The sequence below is a fragment of the Sphingomonas sp. genome (assembly GCF_035490575.1).
Taxonomy (GTDB): domain Bacteria; phylum Pseudomonadota; class Alphaproteobacteria; order Sphingomonadales; family Sphingomonadaceae; genus Sphingomonas.
Genome location: NZ_DATJLI010000163.1, coordinates 1 through 21,752, shown reverse-complemented (window position 1 = coordinate 21,752; position 21,752 = coordinate 1). Strand labels below are relative to the sequence as shown.

General features: G+C 66.1%; 24 protein-coding genes. 16 read left to right on the top strand and 8 right to left on the bottom strand.

Translation table 11 applies throughout. From position 1 onward, the window contains the following. From VL973_RS12420 to VL973_RS12405, 4 genes are all read right to left on the bottom strand, one after another. On the bottom strand, positions 1–1,119 hold a 1,119-nt coding region (locus VL973_RS12420; protein ID WP_325284340.1), incomplete at its 3' end, for a cystathionine gamma-synthase family protein. A 74-nt stretch (positions 1,120–1,193) separates the two neighbouring features. After that, the gene (locus tag VL973_RS12415) at positions 1,194–2,411 is read right to left on the bottom strand and encodes a CmpA/NrtA family ABC transporter substrate-binding protein (protein WP_325284339.1); all 1,218 of its coding nucleotides are present in this window, start codon (positions 2,409–2,411) and stop codon (positions 1,194–1,196) included. Then, positions 2,408–2,989, bottom strand: coding sequence for an ANTAR domain-containing response regulator (locus VL973_RS12410; RefSeq protein ID WP_325284338.1), 582 nt, complete (start codon positions 2,987–2,989; stop codon positions 2,408–2,410). The genes VL973_RS12415 and VL973_RS12410 overlap by 4 nt, the downstream gene beginning before the upstream one ends. Positions 2,990–3,032: 43 nt before the next feature. Beyond that, a complete protein-coding gene (locus VL973_RS12405; RefSeq protein WP_325284337.1) occupies positions 3,033–4,283 on the bottom strand; it encodes a cyclopropane-fatty-acyl-phospholipid synthase family protein in 1,251 nt (416 codons plus the stop codon). A gap of 123 nt (positions 4,284–4,406) precedes the next feature. On the opposite strand from VL973_RS12405, the gene rlmN reads away from it, so the two are divergent. Then, a complete protein-coding gene (gene rlmN, locus VL973_RS12400) occupies positions 4,407–5,591 on the top strand; it encodes a dual-specificity RNA methyltransferase RlmN (RefSeq protein ID WP_475526706.1) in 1,185 nt (394 codons plus the stop codon). Position 5,592: 1 nt separating this feature from the next. On the opposite strand, the gene VL973_RS12395 is transcribed toward rlmN, so the two are convergent. Next, positions 5,593–5,787: a hypothetical protein gene (locus tag VL973_RS12395; RefSeq protein ID WP_325284335.1), complete on the bottom strand. Its 195-nt coding sequence runs from the start codon at positions 5,785–5,787 to the stop codon at positions 5,593–5,595. Positions 5,788–5,921: 134 nt separating this feature from the next. Here VL973_RS12395 and VL973_RS12390 point away from each other — a divergent pair, with 134 nt between their 5' ends. From VL973_RS12390 to VL973_RS12345, 10 genes are all read left to right on the top strand, one after another. Then, positions 5,922–6,269 carry a DUF6152 family protein gene (locus tag VL973_RS12390; protein ID WP_325284334.1) on the top strand — a complete coding sequence of 116 codons (348 nt, stop codon included), beginning with the start codon at positions 5,922–5,924 and terminating at the stop codon, positions 6,267–6,269. A gap of 7 nt (positions 6,270–6,276) precedes the next feature. Continuing rightward, positions 6,277–6,744 carry a hypothetical protein gene (locus VL973_RS12385; protein ID WP_325284333.1) on the top strand — a complete coding sequence of 156 codons (468 nt, stop codon included), beginning with the start codon at positions 6,277–6,279 and terminating at the stop codon, positions 6,742–6,744. 61 nt (positions 6,745–6,805) lie between these two features. Beyond that, positions 6,806–7,564, top strand: coding sequence for a sulfite exporter TauE/SafE family protein (locus VL973_RS12380; protein ID WP_325284332.1), 759 nt, complete (start codon positions 6,806–6,808; stop codon positions 7,562–7,564). 31 nt (positions 7,565–7,595) lie between these two features. Beyond that, on the top strand, positions 7,596–8,309 hold the full coding sequence (locus tag VL973_RS12375; RefSeq protein ID WP_325284331.1) for a cytochrome b/b6 domain-containing protein: 714 nt from the start codon (positions 7,596–7,598) through the stop codon (positions 8,307–8,309). Beyond that, positions 8,306–9,064, top strand: coding sequence for a molybdopterin-dependent oxidoreductase (locus VL973_RS12370; RefSeq protein WP_325284330.1), 759 nt, complete (start codon positions 8,306–8,308; stop codon positions 9,062–9,064). Before VL973_RS12375 ends, VL973_RS12370 begins: the two co-directional genes overlap by 4 nt. A gap of 65 nt (positions 9,065–9,129) precedes the next feature. Beyond that, positions 9,130–9,438: a YggT family protein gene (locus VL973_RS12365; protein WP_325284329.1), complete on the top strand. Its 309-nt coding sequence runs from the start codon at positions 9,130–9,132 to the stop codon at positions 9,436–9,438. Between the two features lie 79 nt (positions 9,439–9,517). Next, the gene (folD, locus tag VL973_RS12360) at positions 9,518–10,393 is read left to right on the top strand and encodes a bifunctional methylenetetrahydrofolate dehydrogenase/methenyltetrahydrofolate cyclohydrolase FolD (protein ID WP_325284328.1); all 876 of its coding nucleotides are present in this window, start codon (positions 9,518–9,520) and stop codon (positions 10,391–10,393) included. Continuing rightward, positions 10,390–11,010: a MarC family protein gene (locus tag VL973_RS12355; RefSeq protein WP_325284327.1), complete on the top strand. Its 621-nt coding sequence runs from the start codon at positions 10,390–10,392 to the stop codon at positions 11,008–11,010. Before folD ends, VL973_RS12355 begins: the two co-directional genes overlap by 4 nt. A gap of 33 nt (positions 11,011–11,043) precedes the next feature. Then, positions 11,044–12,057: a glycosyltransferase family 2 protein gene (locus VL973_RS12350; RefSeq protein ID WP_325284326.1), complete on the top strand. Its 1,014-nt coding sequence runs from the start codon at positions 11,044–11,046 to the stop codon at positions 12,055–12,057. 48 nt (positions 12,058–12,105) lie between these two features. Further along, positions 12,106–12,882 (top strand): formate/nitrite transporter family protein, encoded by a 777-nt coding sequence (locus VL973_RS12345; protein WP_325284325.1) that lies wholly within the window; start codon positions 12,106–12,108, stop codon positions 12,880–12,882. 3 nt (positions 12,883–12,885) lie between these two features. Here the strand turns inward: VL973_RS12345 and VL973_RS12340 are convergent, their stop codons facing one another. Together VL973_RS12340 and VL973_RS12335 are read right to left on the bottom strand one after the other, a co-directional pair. Further along, the gene (locus VL973_RS12340) at positions 12,886–13,617 is read right to left on the bottom strand and encodes a class I SAM-dependent methyltransferase (RefSeq protein ID WP_325284324.1); all 732 of its coding nucleotides are present in this window, start codon (positions 13,615–13,617) and stop codon (positions 12,886–12,888) included. A 3-nt stretch (positions 13,618–13,620) separates the two neighbouring features. Further along, complete coding sequence (locus VL973_RS12335; protein ID WP_325284323.1) at positions 13,621–14,049, bottom strand: GtrA family protein; 429 nt, start codon at positions 14,047–14,049, stop codon at positions 13,621–13,623. A gap of 93 nt (positions 14,050–14,142) precedes the next feature. Here VL973_RS12335 and VL973_RS12330 point away from each other — a divergent pair, with 93 nt between their 5' ends. From VL973_RS12330 to ruvA, 3 genes are read left to right on the top strand one after another with little or no spacing between them, the layout of a single operon-like run. Further along, positions 14,143–15,918: an AcrB/AcrD/AcrF family protein gene (locus VL973_RS12330; protein WP_325284322.1), complete on the top strand. Its 1,776-nt coding sequence runs from the start codon at positions 14,143–14,145 to the stop codon at positions 15,916–15,918. Between the two features lie 44 nt (positions 15,919–15,962). Then, a complete protein-coding gene (gene pepN / locus VL973_RS12325) occupies positions 15,963–18,557 on the top strand; it encodes an aminopeptidase N (RefSeq protein ID WP_325284321.1) in 2,595 nt (864 codons plus the stop codon). Between the two features lie 9 nt (positions 18,558–18,566). Beyond that, the gene (gene ruvA / locus VL973_RS12320; protein WP_325284320.1) at positions 18,567–19,163 is read left to right on the top strand and encodes a Holliday junction branch migration protein RuvA; all 597 of its coding nucleotides are present in this window, start codon (positions 18,567–18,569) and stop codon (positions 19,161–19,163) included. Positions 19,164–19,174: 11 nt separating this feature from the next. Here the strand turns inward: ruvA and VL973_RS12315 are convergent, their stop codons facing one another. Then, complete coding sequence (locus VL973_RS12315; RefSeq protein ID WP_325284319.1) at positions 19,175–19,435, bottom strand: energy transducer TonB; 261 nt, start codon at positions 19,433–19,435, stop codon at positions 19,175–19,177. A gap of 333 nt (positions 19,436–19,768) precedes the next feature. Between VL973_RS12315 and VL973_RS12310 the strand changes: the two genes are divergently transcribed. Next, positions 19,769–20,788: an endo-1,4-beta-xylanase gene (locus tag VL973_RS12310; protein WP_325284318.1), complete on the top strand. Its 1,020-nt coding sequence runs from the start codon at positions 19,769–19,771 to the stop codon at positions 20,786–20,788. Positions 20,789–20,881: 93 nt separating this feature from the next. Continuing rightward, on the top strand, positions 20,882–21,752 hold an 871-nt coding region (ruvB, locus tag VL973_RS12305; RefSeq protein ID WP_325284317.1), incomplete at its 3' end, for a Holliday junction branch migration DNA helicase RuvB.

The window sequence follows — 21,752 nt, the reverse complement described above, 5'->3', positions numbered from 1 at the left end:
CTTGAGTGCGTCGAGGAACGCGAACGCCTCCCGCTCACCGCCTTTGAGGTAGAGCGAAAAGGTCGAACCGGCGCCGGTGCAGTGGCGGGCATAGATGTCGGCCTGTCGGTCGTCTTTCAGGAAGCCCAGATAGCCGATCCGCTCGACCTTGGGATGGTGGCGCAGATATTCGCAGACCCTGGCCGCGTTTTCGCCCGCGCGCGTCATGCGAAGCTCCAGCGTCTCAAGGCTTCGCAGCAGCATCCACGCGGTGTTGGGGTCGAGGATGGTGCCCAGCGTGTTTCGGATCGCGCGCACCATGTCCATGTGTTTGCGCGATCCCAGCACGCCGCCCGCCACCAAATCCGAATGGCCGCCAGCATATTTGGTCAGGCTGTAAACCACCAGGTCGGCGCCGTGCTTCAACGGTTGCTGCCAAAGCGGGCCGAGAAAGGTGTTGTCGATGGCGATGGGCGGTTGTTCGTCCATGCCGCCGAACACAGCGTCGCGCGCGGCGGCGACAGCCTCGATATCGACCAGCACGTTGGTGGGGTTGGCGGGGCTTTCGAGATAGATCAGCGGCACGCGGCCCTTGGCCTTGGCCTGTTGCAGCACGCCCTCGATCTCCTCGCGCGTCGCCCCGGCGGGGAAATCGAGCCATTCGACGCCGAACTTGCCCAGCAGCCGCGCGATCATCGTTTCGGTCGCGGCATAAAGCGGGCCGGAATGGACGATCACGTCGCCGGGCTGGACGAATGCAAGGAAAAGCGTGCCGATCGCCGACATGCCGCTGGAAAAGGTCAGCGCGTCCTCCGCATCCTCCCAAACGCCCAGCCGGTCCTCAAGAATTTCCTGATTGGGACCGTTGAAGCGCGAATAGACCAGCCCCTCGGCCCTGCCGGGGCGCTTGCCCGTCACCCCTTCGAAGTGGCGCTTGCCCGCCGCGGCGTTGGGAAAGACGAACGTGGAAGTCAGGAAGATCGGCGGCTTCAGCGACCCTTCGGACAGCGCCGGGTCAAATCCGTGACCCATCATCAGTGTCGAGGGTTTCAGGCGGCGGTCGCCGATCTTCTCGATCGCGGGTTTGGGATTGCGGCGCGGGGTGGTGCCGGTCAGGTCGGCTTCGGTTTCGTCGGTCACGGGCATCCTCCTTGGTATCGTTTGTAACGATCCTAACGGCGAACGGTCCCGGCGCAATGCCGTGTCAGTAAAAGCTATCGCGGCAGGGTGTCGAGATAGCCCGCGATATCGTCGGGATCAAAGGTGCGTCCGTCGAAAAAGCCGTCGCGGCCCAGCATCAGCCGCCCCTGCGTCGAGCCAGCGCCGATCGGTTCGGCCAGTGCGCCCTCCAGCTTGGAACTGGCCCCCGGCAGCACCGCGCCGGTACCCGCCAGCGCGGCGCGGTACAGGTCGGGGCGATACACGCCCTGCGCGACGGCGGCTTCATCGGCAGAATAGCCCGCGCGTTCCCATCGCACCATTTGCGAATAGAGCCATGCCGCCTGGCTGCGCCACGGAAAGTTCGCCGCTTCGCGATACTGGAACATGAAATCGGGATAGTGGACGGGCGTTGCGCCGGGGATCAGGCGGATATGGTCGGTGATCGCCCGCTCGATCGCGTCGACCGGTCCGTCCAGATATTGCGGCCGGGCGAGAATTTCGGCGCATTGCCGCGCGGCATCGGGCCGCACGAAATGCGCGGCGGCAGTATGCAGCGCGCGGATCAGGCCCGCCACCATCTCGGGCCGTTCAGCCGCACGGTCGGCGCGTAGGCTGAACACCTTTTCCACACCGCGCCGCCACACCTGCGCCGTCGCCAGCGCGATGCGCCCCACGCCGCGATCGACCGCGATCGAGTTCCACGGCTCCCCCACGCAAATGCCGTCGACATCGCCCGCCGCCAGTGCATCGGCGGCAAAGGGCGGGCTGGTGACGACGGTGGTGCAGTCGATGTCGGGGCGCACCCCGACCTGAGCCAGCCAGTAGCGCAGCATATAGTTGTGGCTGGAATAGCGGTGGGTGATGCCGAAGCGCAGCGGATCGCCCGCGTCGCGTCGCCGGTGCGCCTCGTGTCGCAGCGCCGCGCCGACCGCGTCCGGATCGCCCAGCGTGCCGCCCAAGCCGACCGCTTCGCCCAATGCGGTCGAAAAGGTGATGGCATTGCCGTTCAGCCCCAGCACGAACGGCACCGCCATGGGCACCGGCGGCCGGTCGCGCCCAAGCGCGGTGGCGATCGGCAGCGGCGCGATCATGTGCGCCGCATCGGTCAGCCCATAGACCAGCCGGTCGCGCACTGCCGCCCAGGTGACGTCGCGCGTCATTTCGATCGCGAGGCCCTGTTCTTCGCCAAAGCCCAGTTCGCGCGCCAGGATGGGCAGCGCTGCGTCGACCAGTGGCAGAAAGCCGATGCGAACGGTCTCGGCGGCGCTCATCGCATATCTCCCAGCATCGCCTCGCTCGTCACGATGGCTTCGGCGACATCCACGATCCGCCGGTTCGATTTCATCGCATGACTGCGTAACATGCCATAGGCCGCTGGCTCGTCCAGCCCGCGCCGTCGCATCAGGATCGCCTTGGCCCGGTCGATCGTGTGACGATCGGCCAGCGCGCTTTTCGCCTCCGCCAGTTCGGTCTGGAGCCGGGAAAAGGCGTGGAAGCGCCGCACCGCCAGGTCGAGGATCGGCTTGATCCGCTGTTTCGCCAGCCCGTCGACGACATAGGCCGATACCCCGGCATCGACCGCCGCGATCGTCGCTTCGGCATCCGACTGATCCACGAACATGGCGATCGGACGGGCCAGCGCGCGCGACACGGCGAAGAAGTCCTCCAGCATGTCGCGGCTGGGATTTTCCAGGTTGACCAGCACCACTTCGGGTGCAGCCGCCTCGATCTGGGCAACCAGCGGCCCGGCGGGATCGATCACCACCAGGTCGTCCAGCCCCGCATCGCGCAGACCGTCGGAGATGATCGCGGCGCGCGTGCTGCTGGTGTCGATGATCGCGATCCGCATGGCCGCCTATCTGCCGGGTCGCGTCATCGGCGGCAAGCGAGTGTCATCCCGCCGCCCGAAGCGCCGGAACATCGCCCAGCGCACGTTCCGCCTGAGCCATATAGTCGCGCGTGATCGGCAGGGCGTAGCGGTCGCGCGCATACTGAAGCTGGTAATTGACCAGCCCGCCATGCCGGAAACTGACGTCGCACCCGGCCAGATAATAGGTCCACATGCGATAGAAGCGCTCGTCATACAGGTCGATGATGGCATCGCGCGCCGCGACCACGCGGTCATACCAGTGCGCCAGCGTGTGCGCGTAATGCAGCCGCAGCACCTCCACATCGGTCAGGAACATGCGAAGCCCCTCATGCCCGCGCGCAATTTCGGACAGGGCGGGGATATAGCCGCCGGGAAAGATATATTTGGCGGTGAACGCATCGGTCACGCCCGGCCCGCCCGCGCGCCCGATCGTGTGAAGCAGCATCACGCCGTCGGGGGCCAGCAACTTGTGGCACTGTCGGAAAAAGGCGCGGTAATGGGCGGGGCCGACATGTTCGAACATGCCGACCGACACGATCCGGTCGAACTGGCCGGTCAGGTGACGATAATCGATCAGCTCGAAACGCACCTTGTCATCGACGCCCGCCATTTCGGCGCGGCGGCGCGCGACCTTCAACTGTTCCTCCGACAGGGTGATGCCGCACACTTCCGCCCCCGTCATCCGGTGCAGATAGAGCGCCATCCCGCCCCAGCCACAACCGATGTCGAGCACCGTCATGCCCGGTTCGATCGCCAGCTTGGCGGCGATATGCGCCTTCTTGTCGACCTGCGCCTGCTCCAGCGACACCGACGGGTCGGTGAAATAGGCGCAGCTATATTGGCGGTCGACATCGAGAAACAGGTCGTAGAGTCGATCCGACAGGTCGTAATGATGCGCGACATTACGCCTCGACCGGCGCGCCATGTTGATGCGGTCGATGCGGAACCGCACCGCGTCGACAGTGCGGCGCAGCGTGCTGGCGTCCAGCGTGCCGCGCCCTTCCTCCCACCGGTTGTTGGCGGTGGCAAGGTTCAGGAAATCGCGAATGTCGCCGCGTTCGATGACCAGCCGCCCGTCCATGAACGCCTCCGCCGCGCCCAGGCTGGGGTCGGCCAGCAATTGGCGAAGCGCCCGGCCATCGGCAAAGCGGATGGCGACTTCGCCAAGTTCGGGATCGGGCGTGCCATAGGTTGCGGTTCGACCACCGGGAAAGGTGACGGTCAGTTGTCCGCGCCGGATGGCACGATCGAGAAAGCGATCGATCAGTGACATGATCCGTCCGCTACCGGACAAAGCGGGGCAGGAATATGACAAACCGCAATTGATCGGCGAACTGGCGCGCAGCGGCGAAATCGCCTATATGCCCTCGTCATGCAGACAGCCTCGGCCGCCCCCATGCCCATTCCAGGGCACATCGACCCCGTGCCCGTGACCCGCGATGCGGCGCCGCGCCCCGACGGGCGTGTCGACCTGATCGGGCTGGACCGGGCCGCGATCCGCGCCGCGCTGGAAGGTGCGGGCATGGAGCCGAAACAGGCCAAGCTGCGCGCCAAGCAATTATGGCACTGGATTTATAACCGCGGCGCCACCGATTTTTCGGTGATGACCGACATCGCCAAGGTCCAGCATCCGTGGCTGGCCGAACGCTTCGTCGTCGGCCGCCCCGACGTGAAGGAAGCGCAGGTGTCGTCGGACGGCACGCGCAAATGGCTGCTGACCTCCCCCGACGGGCAGGATTACGAAATGGTGTTCATTCCGGACGCCGATCGGGGGACTTTGTGCGTGTCCAGCCAGGTGGGCTGCACGCTGAACTGCACCTTCTGCCACACCGGCACGATGCGGCTGGTCCGCAACCTGAGCGCGGGCGAGATCGTCGGACAGGTGATGCTGGCGCGCGACGCGCTGGGCGAATGGCCGTCCAGTCCCGATGGCCGCCTGCTGACCAACATCGTCATGATGGGCATGGGCGAACCGCTGTATAATTTCGATTCGGTGCGTGACGGGCTGAAGATCGTGATGGACGGCGATGGGCTGGCCCTGTCCAAGCGGCGCATCACGCTGTCGACCAGCGGTGTCGTGCCGATGATGGCGCGCGCGGGCGAGGAGATCGGCGTCAACCTGGCCGTGTCGCTCCACGCCGTGACCAAGGATGTGCGCGACGAGATCGTGCCCCTGAACCGCAAATACGGGATCGAGGCGCTGTTGCAGGCGTGCGCCGATTATCCCGGCGCCAACAATGCGCGGCGCATCACGTTCGAATATGTGATGCTCAAGGACAAGAACGACAGCGATGCCGATGCGCGCGAACTGGTCCGGCTGCTGCGCCATTATCGTCTGCCCGCCAAGGTCAACCTGATCCCGTTCAATCCATGGCCGGGCGCCCCCTATGAATGCTCGACGCCCGACCGAGTGCGGCGCTTTTCCGAAATCGTGTTCGAAGGCGGCATTTCCGCTCCCGTCCGAACCCCGCGCGGTCGCGACATCGACGCGGCGTGCGGTCAGTTGAAAACGGCGGCGGAAAAGAAGAGCCGCGCCGAACTCGACCGGTTGGCGGCGGAGAAACAGGCGGCGCTGGGTTAAGTCAGGCGTTACCGCTCAGATCATCGACATCCATGCTGCCGCCTGGCTCCAGGTCGCTGGGCGGCTGGCAGGACGCCAGAATGGTGTCGAGATCGGCCGCGGTCAGTCCCGATTCGGCATCGATCACCGCATCGGCCTCCATACGCCCCCGAAACGCCTGAAGCCGGGTGCGGGCAAGGTCGAGTGCTTCGTTCATCGCGTCCTCCCATAAGGTTGTCCCCGAAACCCGTGCGACCGGCAGACGTTCCGCTCATGGCCGTGAGTGGCCACGCCGGGAGCGAAGTTGCGGGCTGTGCGTATGTTCATCGTCACCCGTTCAGGAGACCGCCGATGTTCCGTCACCTCGCCGTTGCTGCCGCAATTGCCGCCGTCCCCGCCATCGCCGTCGCGCATCATGGCTGGAGTTCGTATGACGAGACCAAGCCGATCACCGTCACCGGCCCGTTGCAGTCGGTCGTCTGGGGCAACCCGCACGGCACGGCAAAGATGAACTACCGGGACAAGGTGTGGGACGTGGTCCTGGCCCCCACCAGCCGGATGACGGCGCGCGGCCTTGATGCGGCATCGATCGACAAGGGCCAGCGCGTCATCCTGACCGGCTATGCCCGTCGCGATGGCGCCGCAGAGATGCGGGTGGAACGGATCACGGTCGGCGAAACGACGGTCGAACTGCGCTGAATCGCGCATGGAAGCGGTGATCCTGATGGTCGCGGGCGTGCTGGATGCGCTCGGGGTCGGACCATGGGTGCGTGACTCGGCACAGCTTTATCCATGGATCAATGTCGCCCATGTGCTGGGCGTGGTCACGCTGGTCGGTGCCATCGCCGTGGTCGATCTGCGGTTTGCGGGCCTGTGGCGCGCCCTGCCGGTCGCGCCGCTTGCCAGCGCGCTGACGCCGGTCGCGATCTGGGGCTTCGTGGTGATGCTTGCCAGCGGCGTGCTGTTGTTCGCCGCCGATGCGCCGACGCTCGCGCGATCGGACGTTTTCCAACTCAAGTTGGGGCTGATCGGTCTGGCCGTCGTGAACGCAGCCATATTTCGCTGGCGATCGCGGCGCGCCGGCGGCGGTGGAGCACAGCCGCTGCTGGCCCTGATCTCTCTGGGCCTGTGGGTTTCGATCGTCGTTGCCGGGCGGATGATCGCCTATAGCTGAAGGCTGACCACGCGTTACACATTGCTGGACAGCCACGTCCCGAACCGCGAAAGCGCGTGACATGCCCGAGCCGCTGACCCTTGCCCTTGCCGCCGGTGCCGGATTGCTCGGTGGGGCGATGAATGCGCTGGCGGGGGGCGGGACGTTCGCGACGATGCCGGCGCTGATCGCGATCGGATTGCCCAGTCCGATTGCCAATGCGACCTCGAACGTGGCGCTGCAACCCGGCGCCATCGCCAGCGCATGGACCTATCGTGACGGGTTGCAGCCGATCGGCGGGGTCGCCATCCGCACGTTGTCGGCGATCACGTTCTGCGCGGCGCTGCTGGGCAGCTTGTTGCTGGTGTTCACCCCGACGGCGGTGTTTGACATCGTCATCCCGTGGCTGCTGTTGCTGGCGACGCTGGCCATCGCGTTCGGCAAGCGGGCGGCGCTGGCGTTGCAGCGCCATGCCGCGCCGGGACGACGCGCGCTGATCGGGGCGCAGGTGCTGCTGGGTATTTACGGCGGTTATTTCGGCGGCGGACTCGGCCTGATGCTGACCGCGACATGGGGCCTGCTGGCGGGCGAACCGCCGCACCGGCTGATGGCACCGCGCACCTTGATGCTGGCAATGGGCAATGCCGCGGCGACGTTGATGTTCATCGGTTTCGGCATGGTGCGGTGGGAAGCCTGCGCGCCGATGCTGTTGGGTGCGGTTCTGGGCGGGTGGCTGGGCGCGCGTGTCGGGCAGCGATTGCCCGCCGGGTTGATCCGCGCATGGACTTTGTTTGTCACGGTGGTCACGACAATGGTATTCTTTGCCCGCGCTTATGGCTGACAAAACGCGCGGGTTGCGGAGAGACGGGCGGATGTGGATCGCAAAGCACAAGCTGGCCACCCGATTGTGGCACTGGATCAATGCCTTGACGATCGTAGTGCTGCTGGGGTCGGGCCTGATGATCCTGAATGCACACCCAAATCTGTATTGGGGACAATATGGCACCAATTTCGACCAGCCCTGGTTCCGCGTCGGCTGGGTGTTCGACGGCGGGCGTGTGCCTGGATGGCTGACCATCCCGTCCAACTATAATCTTGCGCTGGCGCGGCGATGGCATCTGACATTCGCGCTGGTGATGGGCTTTGCGTTGCTGGCGTTCATGGTCGCCAGCCTGGTCAACCGGCATTTCCAGCGCGACCTGCGCCTGCGCCGCGCCGAACTGGCACCCGCGCATCTGGCGCATGATGTGCGCGAGCATCTGGCGCTGCGCTTTCACGACCCCGAACGGCCGGGTGCGTTCAACACGCTGCAGAAGCTGAGCTATGTTGCGGTCATCTTCATCCTGATCCCGCTGGTGATCGCCACGGGGCTGACCATGTCGCCGGGGTTCAACGCGGTCGCGCCGTGGATGCTCGACCTGTTCGGCGGGCGGCAATCGGCGCGGTCGATCCATTTCATCGTGGCGATGGCGCTGACGGCGTTCATCGTCGTTCACATCGCGCTGGTCATCCTGGCAGGGCCGATCAACGAGGTTCGCTCGATGATAACCGGGCGATGGCGCGTGCCGGGGAAGGATTACCGATGAGCCGGTTGTTGATGACGCGCCGCGCGCTGGTCGGCGGGCTGGCCGCCGGACTGGTCGGCGGCTGTGACGCGCTGGGGCAGGATGAGGGGTTTCGATCGATCCTGTTCAAGGGTGCCGACTGGAACATGTGGACACAGCGCGCGCTGATGGACCGCCACGCGCTGGCGCGCGAGTTTCGCCCCGACCAGATGTCGCCGGTGTTCCGTACCAACGGCACGCGCAATCCCGACACGCCTGATTATAACGCACATGTTGCGGCGGGCTTTGCCGACTGGCGCGTGCGGGTCGACGGGCTGGTGGCGCGCCCGCAATCCTTTTCGGTGGCGCAGATGCTGTCAATGCCGCAGCGCGCGCAGATCACGCGGCATGATTGTGTCGAGGGGTGGAGCGCGATCGGCAAGTGGCAGGGGCCACGATTGGCGACGCTGCTCGACGCCGCCGGGCTGCGCGACGAGGCGCGCTATATCGTGTTCCACTGCGCCGACCGTTATTCGGGCGGGCGCCCCTATTACGAATCGATCGATCTGGTCGATGCCTTTCACCCGCAGACGATCTTGGCACTGGGCCTGAACGACCGGCGGCTGGATGTGGGCCACGGCGCGCCGGTGCGGCTGCGCGTCGAGCGGCAACTGGGCTACAAGCACGCCAAATATGTCGACCGGATCGAGGCGGTGGCTGATCTCAAGCCGATTCATGGCGGCAAGGGCGGCTTGTGGGAGGATATTGCCGACTATGAATGGTATGCCGGTATCTGAGCCTTGTCGTTGCCCCGCGTCATCCGATATGCCGCCCTCGACACGATGATATGCGGAGACCCTGATTGCTCACCCTGATCGACATCGCCCGGATCCTTTTGAGCGTGCTCTGGTGGATCCTGATCGTGCAGGCGATCCTGTCATGGCTGATCGCGTTCAACGTCATCAACACGCACAATGATTTCGTGCGATCGGTGTGGAACGGGCTGCAGGTGCTGACCGAGCCGCTATATCGCCCGATCCGCCGCGTCCTGCCTGATTTCGGCGCGCTCGACGTGTCGCCGATTGTGGTGCTGGTGCTGATCGCCATTCTGGACACGGTGCTGGCGCGCATGGCGGCGAATATCGCGACCGGCGGCGCGGTCCCGCTCTGAACGCCCGGTTCGAAGCGCCGGAAGGTCCGGTCGTCGCGGCGCTGGCGATGCGTGCGGCAAATCTATATGGAACCGGCGCATGACAGCCGAACTGATCGACGGAAAGGCAGCGGCCCAGCGGCTGCGTGCGCGCGTGGCCGAACTGGCGGCGGCCTTTGCCGAGGATGCGGGCCGCAAGCCCGGCCTTGCCGTGGTGCTGGTGGGGGAGGATCCCGCTTCATCTGTCTATGTCCGCTCAAAGGGCAAGGCGACGATCGCGGCGAACATGGAAAGCTTCGAGCACCGCCTGCCCGCCGATACCGATCAGGCCGACCTGATCGCGCTGGTCGATCGGCTGAATGCCGATCCGGCCGTCGACGGCATCCTCGTCCAGTTGCCGCTGCCTGCCGGGCTGGATGCCGATGCGGTGCTGACGCGGATCGACCCGGACAAGGATGTCGACGGTTTTCATCCCGTCAATGCCGGGCGGCTGGCGACGGGGCTCCACGGTTTCGTCCCCTGCACCCCCTATGGCTGCCTGTTGCTGCTGCGCGAGCAACTGGGCGAGCTGAGCGGCCTGAACGCCGTGGTGATCGGCCGGTCGAACATCGTCGGCAAGCCGATGGCGGCACTGCTGACGGCCGATAATTGCACCGTGACGATCGCCCATTCGCGCACCCGCAACCTGCCGCATCACCTGGCCCATGCCGATATCGTCGTCGCCGCCGTCGGGCGGGCGAAGTTCGTGCAGGGCGAATGGCTGAAACCCGGCGCGACGGTGATCGATGTCGGCATCAACCGCACCGATGACGGGCTGGTCGGCGATGTCGATTTTGAAAGCGTCGCGTCGATCGCGGGCGCGGTCACGCCGGTGCCGGGCGGTGTCGGACCGATGACGATTGCCTGCCTGCTTCGCAACACGCTGGTCGCCGCGCATCGTCGCGCCGGGCTGGCGCTGGCCGCCGACGCGATATGATCGAGCTGTATATTTCGGCGCTGGCGACGTTCTTCGTTGTCATCGATCCGCCGGGATGCGCGCCCATCTATGCTGGGCTGACCACCGACGCATCGGCGGCGCAGCGCCGGTCGATGGCGATTCGCGCAGTGCTGATCGCAGGCCTGATCCTGGTCGGCTTCGCGCTGTTCGGCGAAAATCTGCTCCGTGCGCTGCACGTCAGCCTGGACGCGTTCAAGATCGCGGGCGGCATCATGCTGTTCCTGATCGCGCTGGAAATGGTGTTCGAAAAGCGCACCCAGCGGCGTGAGGACCGCGCGCAGAAGATCATCGACACGCCCGAGGTCGAGGATGTCGCCGCATTCCCCATGGCGATGCCGATGATCGCCGGGCCGGGCTCGATCGCGTCCGTCATGCTGATGATGAGCCAGAGCCAGGGCTTGCCGCAGACGCTGGTGGTGATGGCGGCGCTGGCCACCATCCTGATCGTCACGCTGGTCGCGCTGATCGCGGCGGGACCGCTGATGCGGCTGATGGGCACCAAGATCGAGGCGGTCATCACCCGGCTGCTCGGCGTGTTGCTGGCGGCGCTGGCGACGCAGTTCATTCTCGACGGACTGGCTGCGACGGTGCTTTAAGCGCCGCGCTGCTTTCGCTAGAGACGGGCGATCATGCATCGTCCCGCGCTGTCCGTCGTCATCCCCTGTTACAACGAAGCCGCCTGTCTGGAGGCGCTGCACGCGCGCGTGTCGGCGGCGGCGCGCGGGGTGGTCGGCGACGACCATGAAATCGTGCTGGTCAATGACGGGTCGCGCGACGGGTCGTGGGACGTCATGCAGCGGCTGTCGGCGGCCGATCCTTGCGTCGTCGCGATCAACCTGTCGCGCAATCACGGGCATCAACTGGCGCTGACCGCCGGGCTGGACCTGTGCGCGGGCGAGCAGATCCTGATTATCGACGCCGACCTGCAGGATCCGCCCGAATTGCTGGCCGACATGCGCCGGGCGATGGTGCGCGACGGCGCCGATGTGGTCTATGCCGTGCGCCGCCGGCGCGAAGGGGAGACGTTTTTCAAGAAGCTGACGGCGGCGGCATTCTATCGCTTCCTCGACCGCGTGACCGACACGCCGATTCCGCTCGACACCGGCGATTTCCGGCTGATGAGCCGCCGCGCGCTCGACGCGCTGCTGTCGCTGCCCGAACAGGCGCGCTTCATCCGCGGCATGGTGGCGTGGGTCGGCTTCCGGCAGGTGCCGTTTCCCTATGACCGGCATGAGCGCCATGCAGGGGAGACCAAATATCCGTTGTCGAAGATGCTGCGATTTGCGTTCGACGCCGTGACGGGCTTTTCCACCGCGCCGCTGCGCTGGGCGAGCCACATCGGTATCGCGCTGTTTTTCCTGTCGTTCCTGCTGATGATCTATATCGGCGTCGGATTCCTGACCGGATCGGCGGTGCAGGGCTGGACATCGACCATGTTCGTTACGGTGTTCCTGGGCGCGGTGCAGATGCTGGTGCTGGGCATGATCGGCGAATATCTGGGCCGGCTCTATGTCGAGTCGAAGCGGCGGCCGCTGTATCTGGTCGCCGATGTGGCGGGTCCGGTTCAGGGGCGCGCGACATTGGGCTATCGGGCCGGGCAGGGACCGATGGGCGAGCCGCCCGTGCCGCCGCCCGTGCCCTGATGCGTCGTATCTGACATCCGCGCGTTAGCCGTTCGAGAGGAACGGCGCATGACTGAACCGCAAGCCGATGCGACCGGCCCCGCCATTGCCGAGGCGGCGCCTGAATTGTTCGAGGACAAGGCCGAAAGCGGCTGGCCGCGCATGGCGATGCTGGCCGTCGTGGCGGGCGCCTATATCGCGTTCGGCTCGATCGCCTATCTGGTGGCGCAGGTCGGGCCGCCGGGCGGCGCCACGCAATTGCTGTCGGGCCTGGCGTTTTCGGTCGGGCTGATGCTGACGATGGTGACGGGGGCCGAGCTGTTCACCGGCAACACCATGTTCGTGCTGGCGGTCGATCGTCATCGGCTGACCCCCGCGCGGATGCTGGCGGCGTGGGTCGTCGTGTGGCTGGGCAATCTGGTCGGCAGTGTCGTCATCGCCGCGCTGTTCGTCGCGGCAGGCGGCGGATCGGGCGTCGAGGGGCTGGTGGGCGACAAGGCGGTCGAGGTGGCATCGGCCAAGGTCGCAAAGGAAACACTGGCGCTGATCGCGTCGGGCGTGCTGGCCAACATGCTGGTCTGTCTGGCCGTGTGGATGGCGATGGCGGCGAAATCGGTGCCATCGAAGATCATCGCCGTCGTCGGCCCTGTCACGGTGTTCGTGGCGGCGGGGTTCGAACATTCGATCGCCAACCAGTCGCTGCTGGCGATGGGCTGGCTGCTTCAGGACGGCGGCGCGATTACCGGCGGGGCAATCGCGCGCAATCTGGCGCTCAGCACCTTTGGCAATATCCTGGGCGGCATGGCGGTCGCGATGATGCTGGGCAGGGCGCAGCTCGACGAATAAGGCTCAGCCGGGTTTCCGCACCAATGTGATGATCGACAGGCCCGGCGGCATCGGCAAGCGGCCGATCAGATGGCGTTCCAGCCCGAACACCCGCTCCAGCGCCTTGTTGACGGGAGCGGCGGGGGGCGAATCGTCGCTGTCGTCCTTGCCCGTCAGCCGCCCTGCCAGCCGCGCGGCGACGGCGACGGGAAACAGCAGCGAATTGAACCAGCGCAGGCCGTTATGCGTCAGGCCCGCATCGCGGATCGCCTTGTCCAGACTGCCTTTCGAATAGCGGCGGTGGTGGTGGTTCACCACGTCGTGCGCCGACCACATCCACGGATGCGCGGGCACCGTAACCAGAATCGCGCCGCCGGGTTTCAGCACATCGGCCATGCCACGCAGCGCCGCCACGTCATCCTCGACATGCTCGACCACGTCGAGCACCGCGATCAGGTCATAGCTGTTGCGCGGCACGCCGGTCAGTTCGGGTAGCGGGGCGGTGCCGACCGGCTTGCCCAGCCGTTCGCTGGCGAAACCGCGCGCGGCCTCGTCAATCTCGATCGCGTCAACCTCGCCGAACCGGGCCAGCATCGGCAGGTTGTGGCCGGTGCCGCAGCCGATTTCCAGGATGCGCGCACCCTTTGGCAGCCGCGCTTCCCGCGTCAGATAGTCGGTCAGGATCTCGCGCCGGGCGCGATACCACCAATGCGTGCTGTCGTGCGCCGCCATGCGGTCATAGACGATACGGTCCATCGCTTATCGAAACACCCATTGACGGTTGAGGAGGAAGGTCACGACCGGCACGATGATAAGGCCGGGGATCAACGGCGTCCATGCGGGCAGGCCCAGACCATCGGTCATGCCCCAGGTCAGCGCGGCGTGCAGGCCGAGGCCGACCCCCTGCACGCCCACGAACTTTGCCTGCTGGCCACCGCCCGACTGGCGCGTGCCATGCCCGCGAAAGCTCCAGTTGCTGTGCAGCCAGTATCCGGCGGTCACTGCGACGGCAAAGGCAAAGGGCACCGCGAACACCGCGCGTTCCCGCCCGAATACCCACATCGCCAGCGGCAGATAAACGGCGGTATAGATCACCGTCGAAATCCCGCCGGCGATCAGAAACCGCATCAACTGGCCGGCGACCGCCGACTGTCGCAATGCATTGATCCCCCGCATTCCCGTCGACACGCCCTTGCCCTTTACAGATCGTGGAGTAGGGCCGCACCAGCCGACCGTCCGCAACCGCCCCTAGTCGCCACAACGTTTCGAGAAAAGCCCGACATGACGCCCGACTTCATCGACCGCCAGCTCGAACGGCACTGGCTGCGCTGGACGCTGATTGCATGGGGCGCCTTTGCCGGTTGGTATCTGTGGCAGCGCTGGGGGAATATCTACTGGCTGAGCCTGTCGGACACCGACGACAATATGCGGCTGATGCAGGTGCGCGCGTGGCTGGACGGACAGGGCTGGTATGACCTGCGCCAGTATCGGCTGAACCCGCCCGCCGGGTTCGACATTCACTGGAGCCGCATCGTCGACCTGCCGATCGCGGGGCTGATCCTGTTGTTCCGCCTGTTCGCTAGCCCCGCCTGGGCCGAGCGGCTGGCGGTCGGTATCGCGCCGCTCATCCCTTTTTCGATCGTGATGGCCGGCGTCGCGGTGGCGGCGCGGCGGCTGGTCGATCCGCGCGCCTGGCCGCTGGCGCTGTTGTTCCTGATAAGTGCGTCGTCGCTGGGCCTGATGTTCATGCCGCTTCGCATCGACCATCATGGATGGCAGCTTGCCGCGCTGGCGGTGACGGTCATGGCGCTGGCCGATCCGCGCACTGCGCGTGGCGGCGCCATCGTGGGCGCGGCCAGCGCCTTTTCGCTGACCATCGGGCTTGAGATGCTGCCCTATTGCGCGGGTGCCGGCGGTATCCTGGCGCTGCGCTGGGTCTGGGACCGGACCGAAGCGCCGCGCATCGCGGCTTATGGGGCGGCGCTCGCCGGGGGCAGCGCGGCGGGGTTCGTGCTGTTCGCATCCAACGCCAATTATGCGATGCGTTGCGATGCACTGACGCCGGTGTGGTTGTCGGCGACGGTTGCGGGCGGCACGTTGCTGTTGGTGCTGGCGTGGATCAATCCGGCGCATCGCGGGGCGCGGCTGGTGCTGGCACTGATCGCGGGCGGGGCGCTGGCGGCGGGCTTTGCCGCGCTGTTCCCGCATTGCCTGTCGCGGCCCGAAGGCGTGTCGGACGAACTGGCGCGCACCTGGCTGAACAATGTGCGTGAGGCACGACCCATTTATCGCCACAGCCTGAGAAGCGCGGTGCCGATGGCGACGATGCCGCTAATCGGCCTGATCGGCACGCTGGCCGCAACCTGGCGTGCGCGGCGCGATCCCGTGCGGCTGGCGGGATGGGTGCCGGTGACGCTGTTCACCGCGCTGGCGTGTTCGCTGCTGCTTTGGCAGGTGCGCGTCGGTCCGGCGGCGCAATTGCTGGCGGTGCCGGGGTCGACGGCGCTCGGCTGGGCGCTGTTCCCGTGGATCATGCGCCGCACGTCATGGCCGGTGCGCGTCGCTGGCGCGGCGGCGGCGTTCCTGATCGTGTCCGGCATGGTCACGACGCTGACGCTTCGCTGGCTACCGATCGACCAGCCGAGCGCGATGCAGAATACCGTTACGCGCGCCAACCGGCGATGCAGCACGATCCCGGCGATGCGTCCGCTCGACCGGCTGCCGGCCCAGACCGTCTTCACCCATGTCGACCTTGGCCCGCGCCTGATCGCGCTGACGCATCACCGGGCGATTGCCGGGCCGTATCACCGCAATGGCGACGCGATCCTCGACGTGCATCACGCCTTTCAGGGATCGCCCGACAATTTCCGCCGGATCGCGCGCGCGCATGGCGCCACATTGCTGCTGGTCTGTATGAACATGGCGGAGACGACCAATTACCGCGCCCGCGCGCCCGGCGGCTTCTATACGCAGCTTGCGCGCGGCGATGTTCCGGCATTTCTGGAGCCGGTCGAGTTGCCGCGTAATTCGCCATTTCGCTTGTGGCGGATAAAGTAACGCCGCCATTGCCGGGGGGCGGGGAAGGACTTAACTCGAACGCCATGCTCGACGCCCTCAACGCATCCGTCACGCCCAAGGTCATTCGCCGCAGCGATTATCGCGCGCCGGACTGGCTGGTGCCCGACATCGCGCTCGATTTCGATCTCGACGCGGGCGCGACGCGGGTGCGTGCGATCCTGTCGGTGACGCGAAACGGCGATCATGATCGCCCGATCGAACTGGACGGCGACGGAATCGAGCCGTTGTCGGTCCAGGTCGATGGACAGGCCGCGCAATGGACGCGCACCGATCGCGGCATTGCGCTGGTCCTGCCCGGCAACGTGCACCGGATCGAGACCGAGGTGATCGTCCACCCCGATCGCAACACCCAGTTGATGGGGCTGTATGCATCGGGCGGCCTGCTGTGCACCCAGTGCGAGGCGGAGGGGTTTCGCCGCATCACGTTTTTCCCCGACCGGCCCGACGTGCTCAGCCGCTATGTCGTGCGGTTGAACGCGGACAAGGGACGCTATCCGGTGCTGCTGGCCAATGGCGATCCCGTTGGGTCGGGCGACCTGCCCGACGGCCGCCACTTTGCCGAATGGCGCGATCCGTTTCCCAAGCCCAGTTACCTGTTCGCGTTGGTCGCGGGCGATCTGGTCGCCAATCGCGCGACGTTCACCACCCGGTCGGGGCGCGACGTGCAACTGGGCATCTGGGTTCGCGCGCCGGACCTGGCCAAGACGGATCATGCGCTGGCCGCGCTTGAGACCTCGATGCGATGGGACGAACAGGTCTATGGCCGCGAATATGACCTGGATGTGTTCAACATCGTTGCCGTCGACGATTTCAATTTCGGCGCGATGGAGAACAAGGGGCTGAACATCTTCAACAGCCGCTACATCCTGGCCGATCCCGATACCGCCACCGATTATGATTACGACGCCGTGGCGGCGGTGGTGGCGCATGAATATTTTCACAACTGGTCGGGCAACCGCGTGACGTGCCGCGACTGGTTCCAGCTTTCGCTGAAAGAAGGCTTCACCGTCTATCGCGACCAGAGCTTTTCGGCGGATCAGGGTTCGGCGGCAGTCAAGCGGATCGAGGATGTGCGGTCGCTGCGCGCGGCCCAGTTCCCGGAGGATGCCGGGCCGCTGGCACATCCCGTGCGGCCCGACGAATATCTGGAAATCTCGAACTTCTATACCGCAACCATCTATAACAAGGGCGCGGAGGTCATCCGAATGATGGCCACGATGCTGGGTGAGCAGCGGTTTCGCGCGGGCAGCGACCTGTATTTCGACCGGCATGACGGCAGCGCCGCGACGGTCGAGGATTTCGTGCGCGCGATGGAGGATGCCGGTGAGATCGACCTGTCGCAATTCCGGCTGTGGTATTCGCAGGCGGGCACGCCGCGCGTCTCGGCACGGCTGATCCACGAAACGGGCAGCGGCCGGGCATTGCTCAAGCTGCGGCAAAGCGTGCCGCCGACGCCCGGACAGCCCGAAAAGCAGCCGATGGTGCTGCCGCTCAGGATCCGCCTGTTCGGGCTGGACAGCGCCAGGCCGCTGACCGACGAGCAACTGGTGCTGTTGCGCGATCACGAGGCGGAGATCGCGTTCGAAACCGTCGCCGAACATCCCGTGCTGTCGATCAATCGCGGCTTTTCCGCGCCGGTGGTCGTGGAAACCGACCGCACCGCGACCGATCTGGCGTTCCTGTCGGCGCATGACGACGATCCCTTCGCCCGATACGAGGCGATGCAGCAGCTGATGCTCGACACGCTGGTCGCCGCCGTCGGCCACGGTCGCGCCGATCACGGCCCGGTGATCGAGGCGGTGGCGAATACGCTGGCCGATCCGCGCCTCGACCCGGCGTTCATGGCGGAAGCGGTGCTGCTGCCATCGGACAGCTTCATCGGCGACCAGCTGTCGATCGTCGATCCCGAAGCGATTTATCAGGCGCGCGAGGCGTTGCGCCGCGAACTGGGCCGGACGCTGTCCGAACAATGGCGCGCGGCTTATGACTGGGTGCGCGATAACGGCTTCGAATACAGCCCCGCCGCCAAGGGGCGGCGCCGGCTGCGGACGGTATCGCTCGGCTATATCGCCGCATCGGGCGCCCCCGACGCCAGCAACGTCGCCTTTCGCCAGTTCGAGGCGGCGGACAATATGACCGACCGCCAAGGCGCACTGACCACCTTGGTCAGTTCGGGCAGCGACGAGGCGCGCGAAGCGGCGCTGGAGGTGTTCTATCACCGCTATGCCGGCAATGGCCTGGTGCTCGACAAATGGTTCTCGACCCAGGCGCTGTCGGCGCGCGAGGATACGCTGGCGCGGGTGGTCGAGCTGTCGCGGCACCGCGACTTCACGCTCGCCAATCCGAACCGCGCCCGTGCGCTGGTCGGTGCATTCAGCGTCAATCAGCGCGCGTTCAATGCCGCCGACGGCGCGGGCTATCGCTTTGTCGCGGATCAGTTGATCGCGCTCGACCGGCTGAACCCGCAAACGGCGGCGAAACTGGTGCCGCCGCTTGGCCGTTGGCGGCGTTTTGATGAAGGGCGCGCGGCATTGATGCGCGGCGAACTGGAACGCATCCTGTCGGCGCCGGGCCTGTCGAAGGACATGTTCGAACAAGTCGCCAAGAGCCTGGACTGACGCGCCGCGATGATCGCGCATCTGAAGGGCGTTTTGACGGCTGCCGGTATCGACCATGCGGTGATCGACGTGGCGGGCGTGGGTTATCTGGTCGGCGCGTCGTCGCGCACGCTGTCGTCGCTCGGCCCGGTCGGCACCGCCGCCATGCTGCACACCGAAATGCTGGTGGCGGAGGATTTCATCCGGCTGGTCGGTTTCGCCAGCGCCGATGAACGCGACTGGTTCCGGTTGCTGACCGGTGTGCAGGGCGTCGGTGCGCGCGTGGCGCTGGCGATCCTGTCGGTCCTGTCGCCCGAGGAACTGGCCGCCGCCGTGTCGCGTCAGGACAAGGCGATGGTCGCGCGTGCCAATGGCGTCGGCCCGAAACTGGCCGAACGGATCGTCCGCGAACTGAAGGACCGGGTCGGGGTGATCGCGCTGGGCGTGGGCGGCACGGTGCCGGTGGTATCGGGCGGCATCAGCGGCGACGCGGTGTCAGCGCTGGCCAATCTGGGCTTTCGCCCGGCCGAGGCGGCAAGCGCGGTCAAGGCGGCGGAGGACGAGCTTGGTCCCGGTGCCAATCTGGACGCGCTGGTGCGGCTGGCACTCAGAAAAGCGGCGCGTTAGCCGCCGGCCGTTCAGTCGGGGTTCGGCACGTCGGGCCGCCAGCGAATGCGGACCTCACGCGCGGCGGCAACGGGTTTGCCGTCCTCTACCCTGGGTTTGACACGCCCTTTCTGGGCAAGCGCGCGACAGGTGGCTTCGTTGACGTTCGGCGGCGCTTCGCTTTCGACGATCGCGCAATTGGTGATGCGTCCGGCCACATCCACATCGATGCGCGCGATGATGGTCAGTTCATCGGCGGAGGCGGCCTGCAGGGCGAGGGCGAGGATCAGCATGCCCCCTTGTTACGGCGCGACTGTTGCAATCGGCAACCACCGTGCGCGCGTGGCGAAGATCCCAAAGACCCTATTGCGGTCGGTGGCGTTAGCGATACCATCCTGCCCGTGGATGTGCGGTCAACGCGCACCGCGATGGGAGAGGAAAGCATGAAAAACTATACGCGGCGCGATGCGATCGTGCTGGCAGGGGCGCTTGGCGTTTCCGCATGCAGTGGCGGCGGCAGTAACGGAACGGCGCCGACACCGGTGCCTACGCCCACCCCGACACCGACGCCCACCCCGACAGCAAGTCCCGCGACCACCATTGCCGCGGCTGCGGCGGCGCGGAACATGCGCTTTGGTTCAACGCTGGCGTGGAGCGCGCCCAATGCCGACGCCGCTTCGTTCGCAAATCCCGCTTATGCCGCGCTGCTGGAGCGGGACTGCACGTTGCTGGTCCCCGAAAACGAGATGAAGTGGGAATATCAGTCAAGCGCCGAAAACGTCTATGACTGGAGCCGCGCCGACGCGATGATCGCTTATGCCCAGTCGAGGGGCATGGAAATGCGCGGCCACGTGATGCTGTGGTATATTACAGAGCGATTTCCCGCCTGGGTCCGCAATTATGATTTCGGCTCCGATCCCCGCGCCACCGCCGAACGGCTGGTTCGCACGCATGTCCAGAATGTCGCCCGCCATTTCGGTGACCGCGTCAAAAGCTGGGACGTGCTGAACGAAGCGGTCGATCCGCCGACCGGCAATGTCCGCGAAAACGTGCTGTCGCGTGCGGTGGGCAACGACCCCAGTCTGATGGACCTGGCGTTCCGCACCGCGCGCGAAGAGCTGCCGGGTGCCGAGCTTGTATATAACGATTATATGGATTGGGGATCGACCCGGCATCGCGAAGGGGTTCTTGCGCTGCTGCGCGGCTTTCGCGACCGGAATGTCCCGGTCGATACGCTCGGCATCCAGTCGCACATCGGCTTTTATTCGTCCGGCACCGCGCAGCAGATCGCCGACGCACAGATACCGGGAATGCGCGCCTGGCTCGATCAGGTGACGGGGCTGGGCTACAAGCTGATGATCACCGAACTGGATGTCAGCGACCAGAACCGGAGCGGCACGATCGCGCAGCGTGATGCCGACGTCGCCATTTATGGGCGCGCGTGGATGGACCTGTTGTTCAGCTATCCACAGCTTCGTGACGTGCTGGTCTGGGGCATGAACGATAAATATAGCTGGCTGCAATTTACTCAGCCGCGCGCCGACGGTCTGCCGCTGCGGCCCTGTCCATATGATGCGAATGCGATGCCCAAGCCGCTGTATGACGCGATCGAAGCGGCGTTCCGCGCAACGTCGGTGCGGACATAAGGCTGTCGCTCGCTGTCGGTGCAGCGCGCACCGGCAGCGAGCGGTGGCGCGTCCTGCTTTCGTTCCGCAGCGCACATGGCTAAGCACGACGGCGTGACTGAACCCGACCGCATCCTGATCCCCGCTCGCCAGCCCGAGGATGTCGACGCCGCGCGGCGCCCCAAAAGGCTGGACGAGTTTGTCGGCCAGCGCGCCGCGCGCGAGAATCTGCGCGTCTTTATCGAGGCCGCGCGGGGGCGTGGCGAGGCGCTGGACCATGTGTTGTTCTTTGGCCCGCCGGGCCTGGGCAAGACGACGCTGGCGCAGATCATTGCGCGCGAAATGGGGGTGGGGTTCCGCTCCACCAGCGGGCCGGTGATCGCCAAGTCGGGCGATCTGGCGGCGCTGTTGACCAATTTGGAGGATGGCGACGTCCTGTTCATCGACGAGATCCATCGGCTGGCCCCGGCGGTCGAGGAAGTGCTGTATCCCGCGATGGAGGACCGCGCGCTTGACCTGATGATCGGAGAGGGACCATCGGCGCGCAGCGTGCGGATCGACCTACCGCGCTTTACGCTGGTGGGTGCCACGACGCGGCAGGGATTGCTGACGACGCCGCTTCGCGACCGGTTCGGCATTCCGGTGCGGCTGCAATTCTATACGGTGGACGAACTGACGCGCGTGGTGACGCGCGCAGCCGGCTTGCTGGGCCTGGACATCGCGCCTGACGGCGCGGCGGAGGTGGCGCGCCGGTCGCGCGGCACGCCGCGCATCGCCGGGCGGCTGCTGCGCCGGGTGCGCGACTTTGCCGATGTGGCGGGGGCGGCGCTGGTCGATGCGCGCGTCGCCGACAGTGCGCTGAACCGGCTGGAGGTGGACGCGCTGGGGCTGGACGCAATGGACCGCCGATACCTGACCATGATCGCCGACATCTATCGTGGCGGACCGGTCGGCGTCGAGACGCTGGCGGCGGGCCTGTCCGAAC

Coding starts and splice junctions, on each gene's coding strand:
- VL973_RS12415 (WP_325284339.1), bottom strand. CDS start 2,411: ATGAGCGCCGCCGAGACCGTTCGCATCGGCTTTCTGCCACTGGTCGAC.
- VL973_RS12410 (WP_325284338.1), bottom strand. CDS start 2,989: ATGCGGATCGCGATCATCGACACCAGCAGCACGCGCGCCGCGATCATC.
- VL973_RS12405 (WP_325284337.1), bottom strand. CDS start 4,283: ATGTCACTGATCGATCGCTTTCTCGATCGTGCCATCCGGCGCGGACAA.
- rlmN (WP_475526706.1), top strand. CDS start 4,407: ATGCCCATTCCAGGGCACATCGACCCCGTGCCCGTGACCCGCGATGCG.
- VL973_RS12395 (WP_325284335.1), bottom strand. CDS start 5,787: ATGAACGAAGCACTCGACCTTGCCCGCACCCGGCTTCAGGCGTTTCGG.
- VL973_RS12390 (WP_325284334.1), top strand. CDS start 5,922: ATGTTCCGTCACCTCGCCGTTGCTGCCGCAATTGCCGCCGTCCCCGCC.
- VL973_RS12385 (WP_325284333.1), top strand. CDS start 6,277: ATGGAAGCGGTGATCCTGATGGTCGCGGGCGTGCTGGATGCGCTCGGG.
- VL973_RS12380 (WP_325284332.1), top strand. CDS start 6,806: ATGCCCGAGCCGCTGACCCTTGCCCTTGCCGCCGGTGCCGGATTGCTC.
- VL973_RS12375 (WP_325284331.1), top strand. CDS start 7,596: ATGTGGATCGCAAAGCACAAGCTGGCCACCCGATTGTGGCACTGGATC.
- VL973_RS12370 (WP_325284330.1), top strand. CDS start 8,306: ATGAGCCGGTTGTTGATGACGCGCCGCGCGCTGGTCGGCGGGCTGGCC.
- folD (WP_325284328.1), top strand. CDS start 9,518: ATGACAGCCGAACTGATCGACGGAAAGGCAGCGGCCCAGCGGCTGCGT.
- VL973_RS12355 (WP_325284327.1), top strand. CDS start 10,390: ATGATCGAGCTGTATATTTCGGCGCTGGCGACGTTCTTCGTTGTCATC.
- VL973_RS12350 (WP_325284326.1), top strand. CDS start 11,044: ATGCATCGTCCCGCGCTGTCCGTCGTCATCCCCTGTTACAACGAAGCC.
- VL973_RS12345 (WP_325284325.1), top strand. CDS start 12,106: ATGACTGAACCGCAAGCCGATGCGACCGGCCCCGCCATTGCCGAGGCG.
- VL973_RS12340 (WP_325284324.1), bottom strand. CDS start 13,617: ATGGACCGTATCGTCTATGACCGCATGGCGGCGCACGACAGCACGCAT.
- VL973_RS12330 (WP_325284322.1), top strand. CDS start 14,143: ATGACGCCCGACTTCATCGACCGCCAGCTCGAACGGCACTGGCTGCGC.
- pepN (WP_325284321.1), top strand. CDS start 15,963: ATGCTCGACGCCCTCAACGCATCCGTCACGCCCAAGGTCATTCGCCGC.
- ruvA (WP_325284320.1), top strand. CDS start 18,567: ATGATCGCGCATCTGAAGGGCGTTTTGACGGCTGCCGGTATCGACCAT.
- VL973_RS12315 (WP_325284319.1), bottom strand. CDS start 19,435: ATGCTGATCCTCGCCCTCGCCCTGCAGGCCGCCTCCGCCGATGAACTG.
- VL973_RS12310 (WP_325284318.1), top strand. CDS start 19,769: ATGCGCTTTGGTTCAACGCTGGCGTGGAGCGCGCCCAATGCCGACGCC.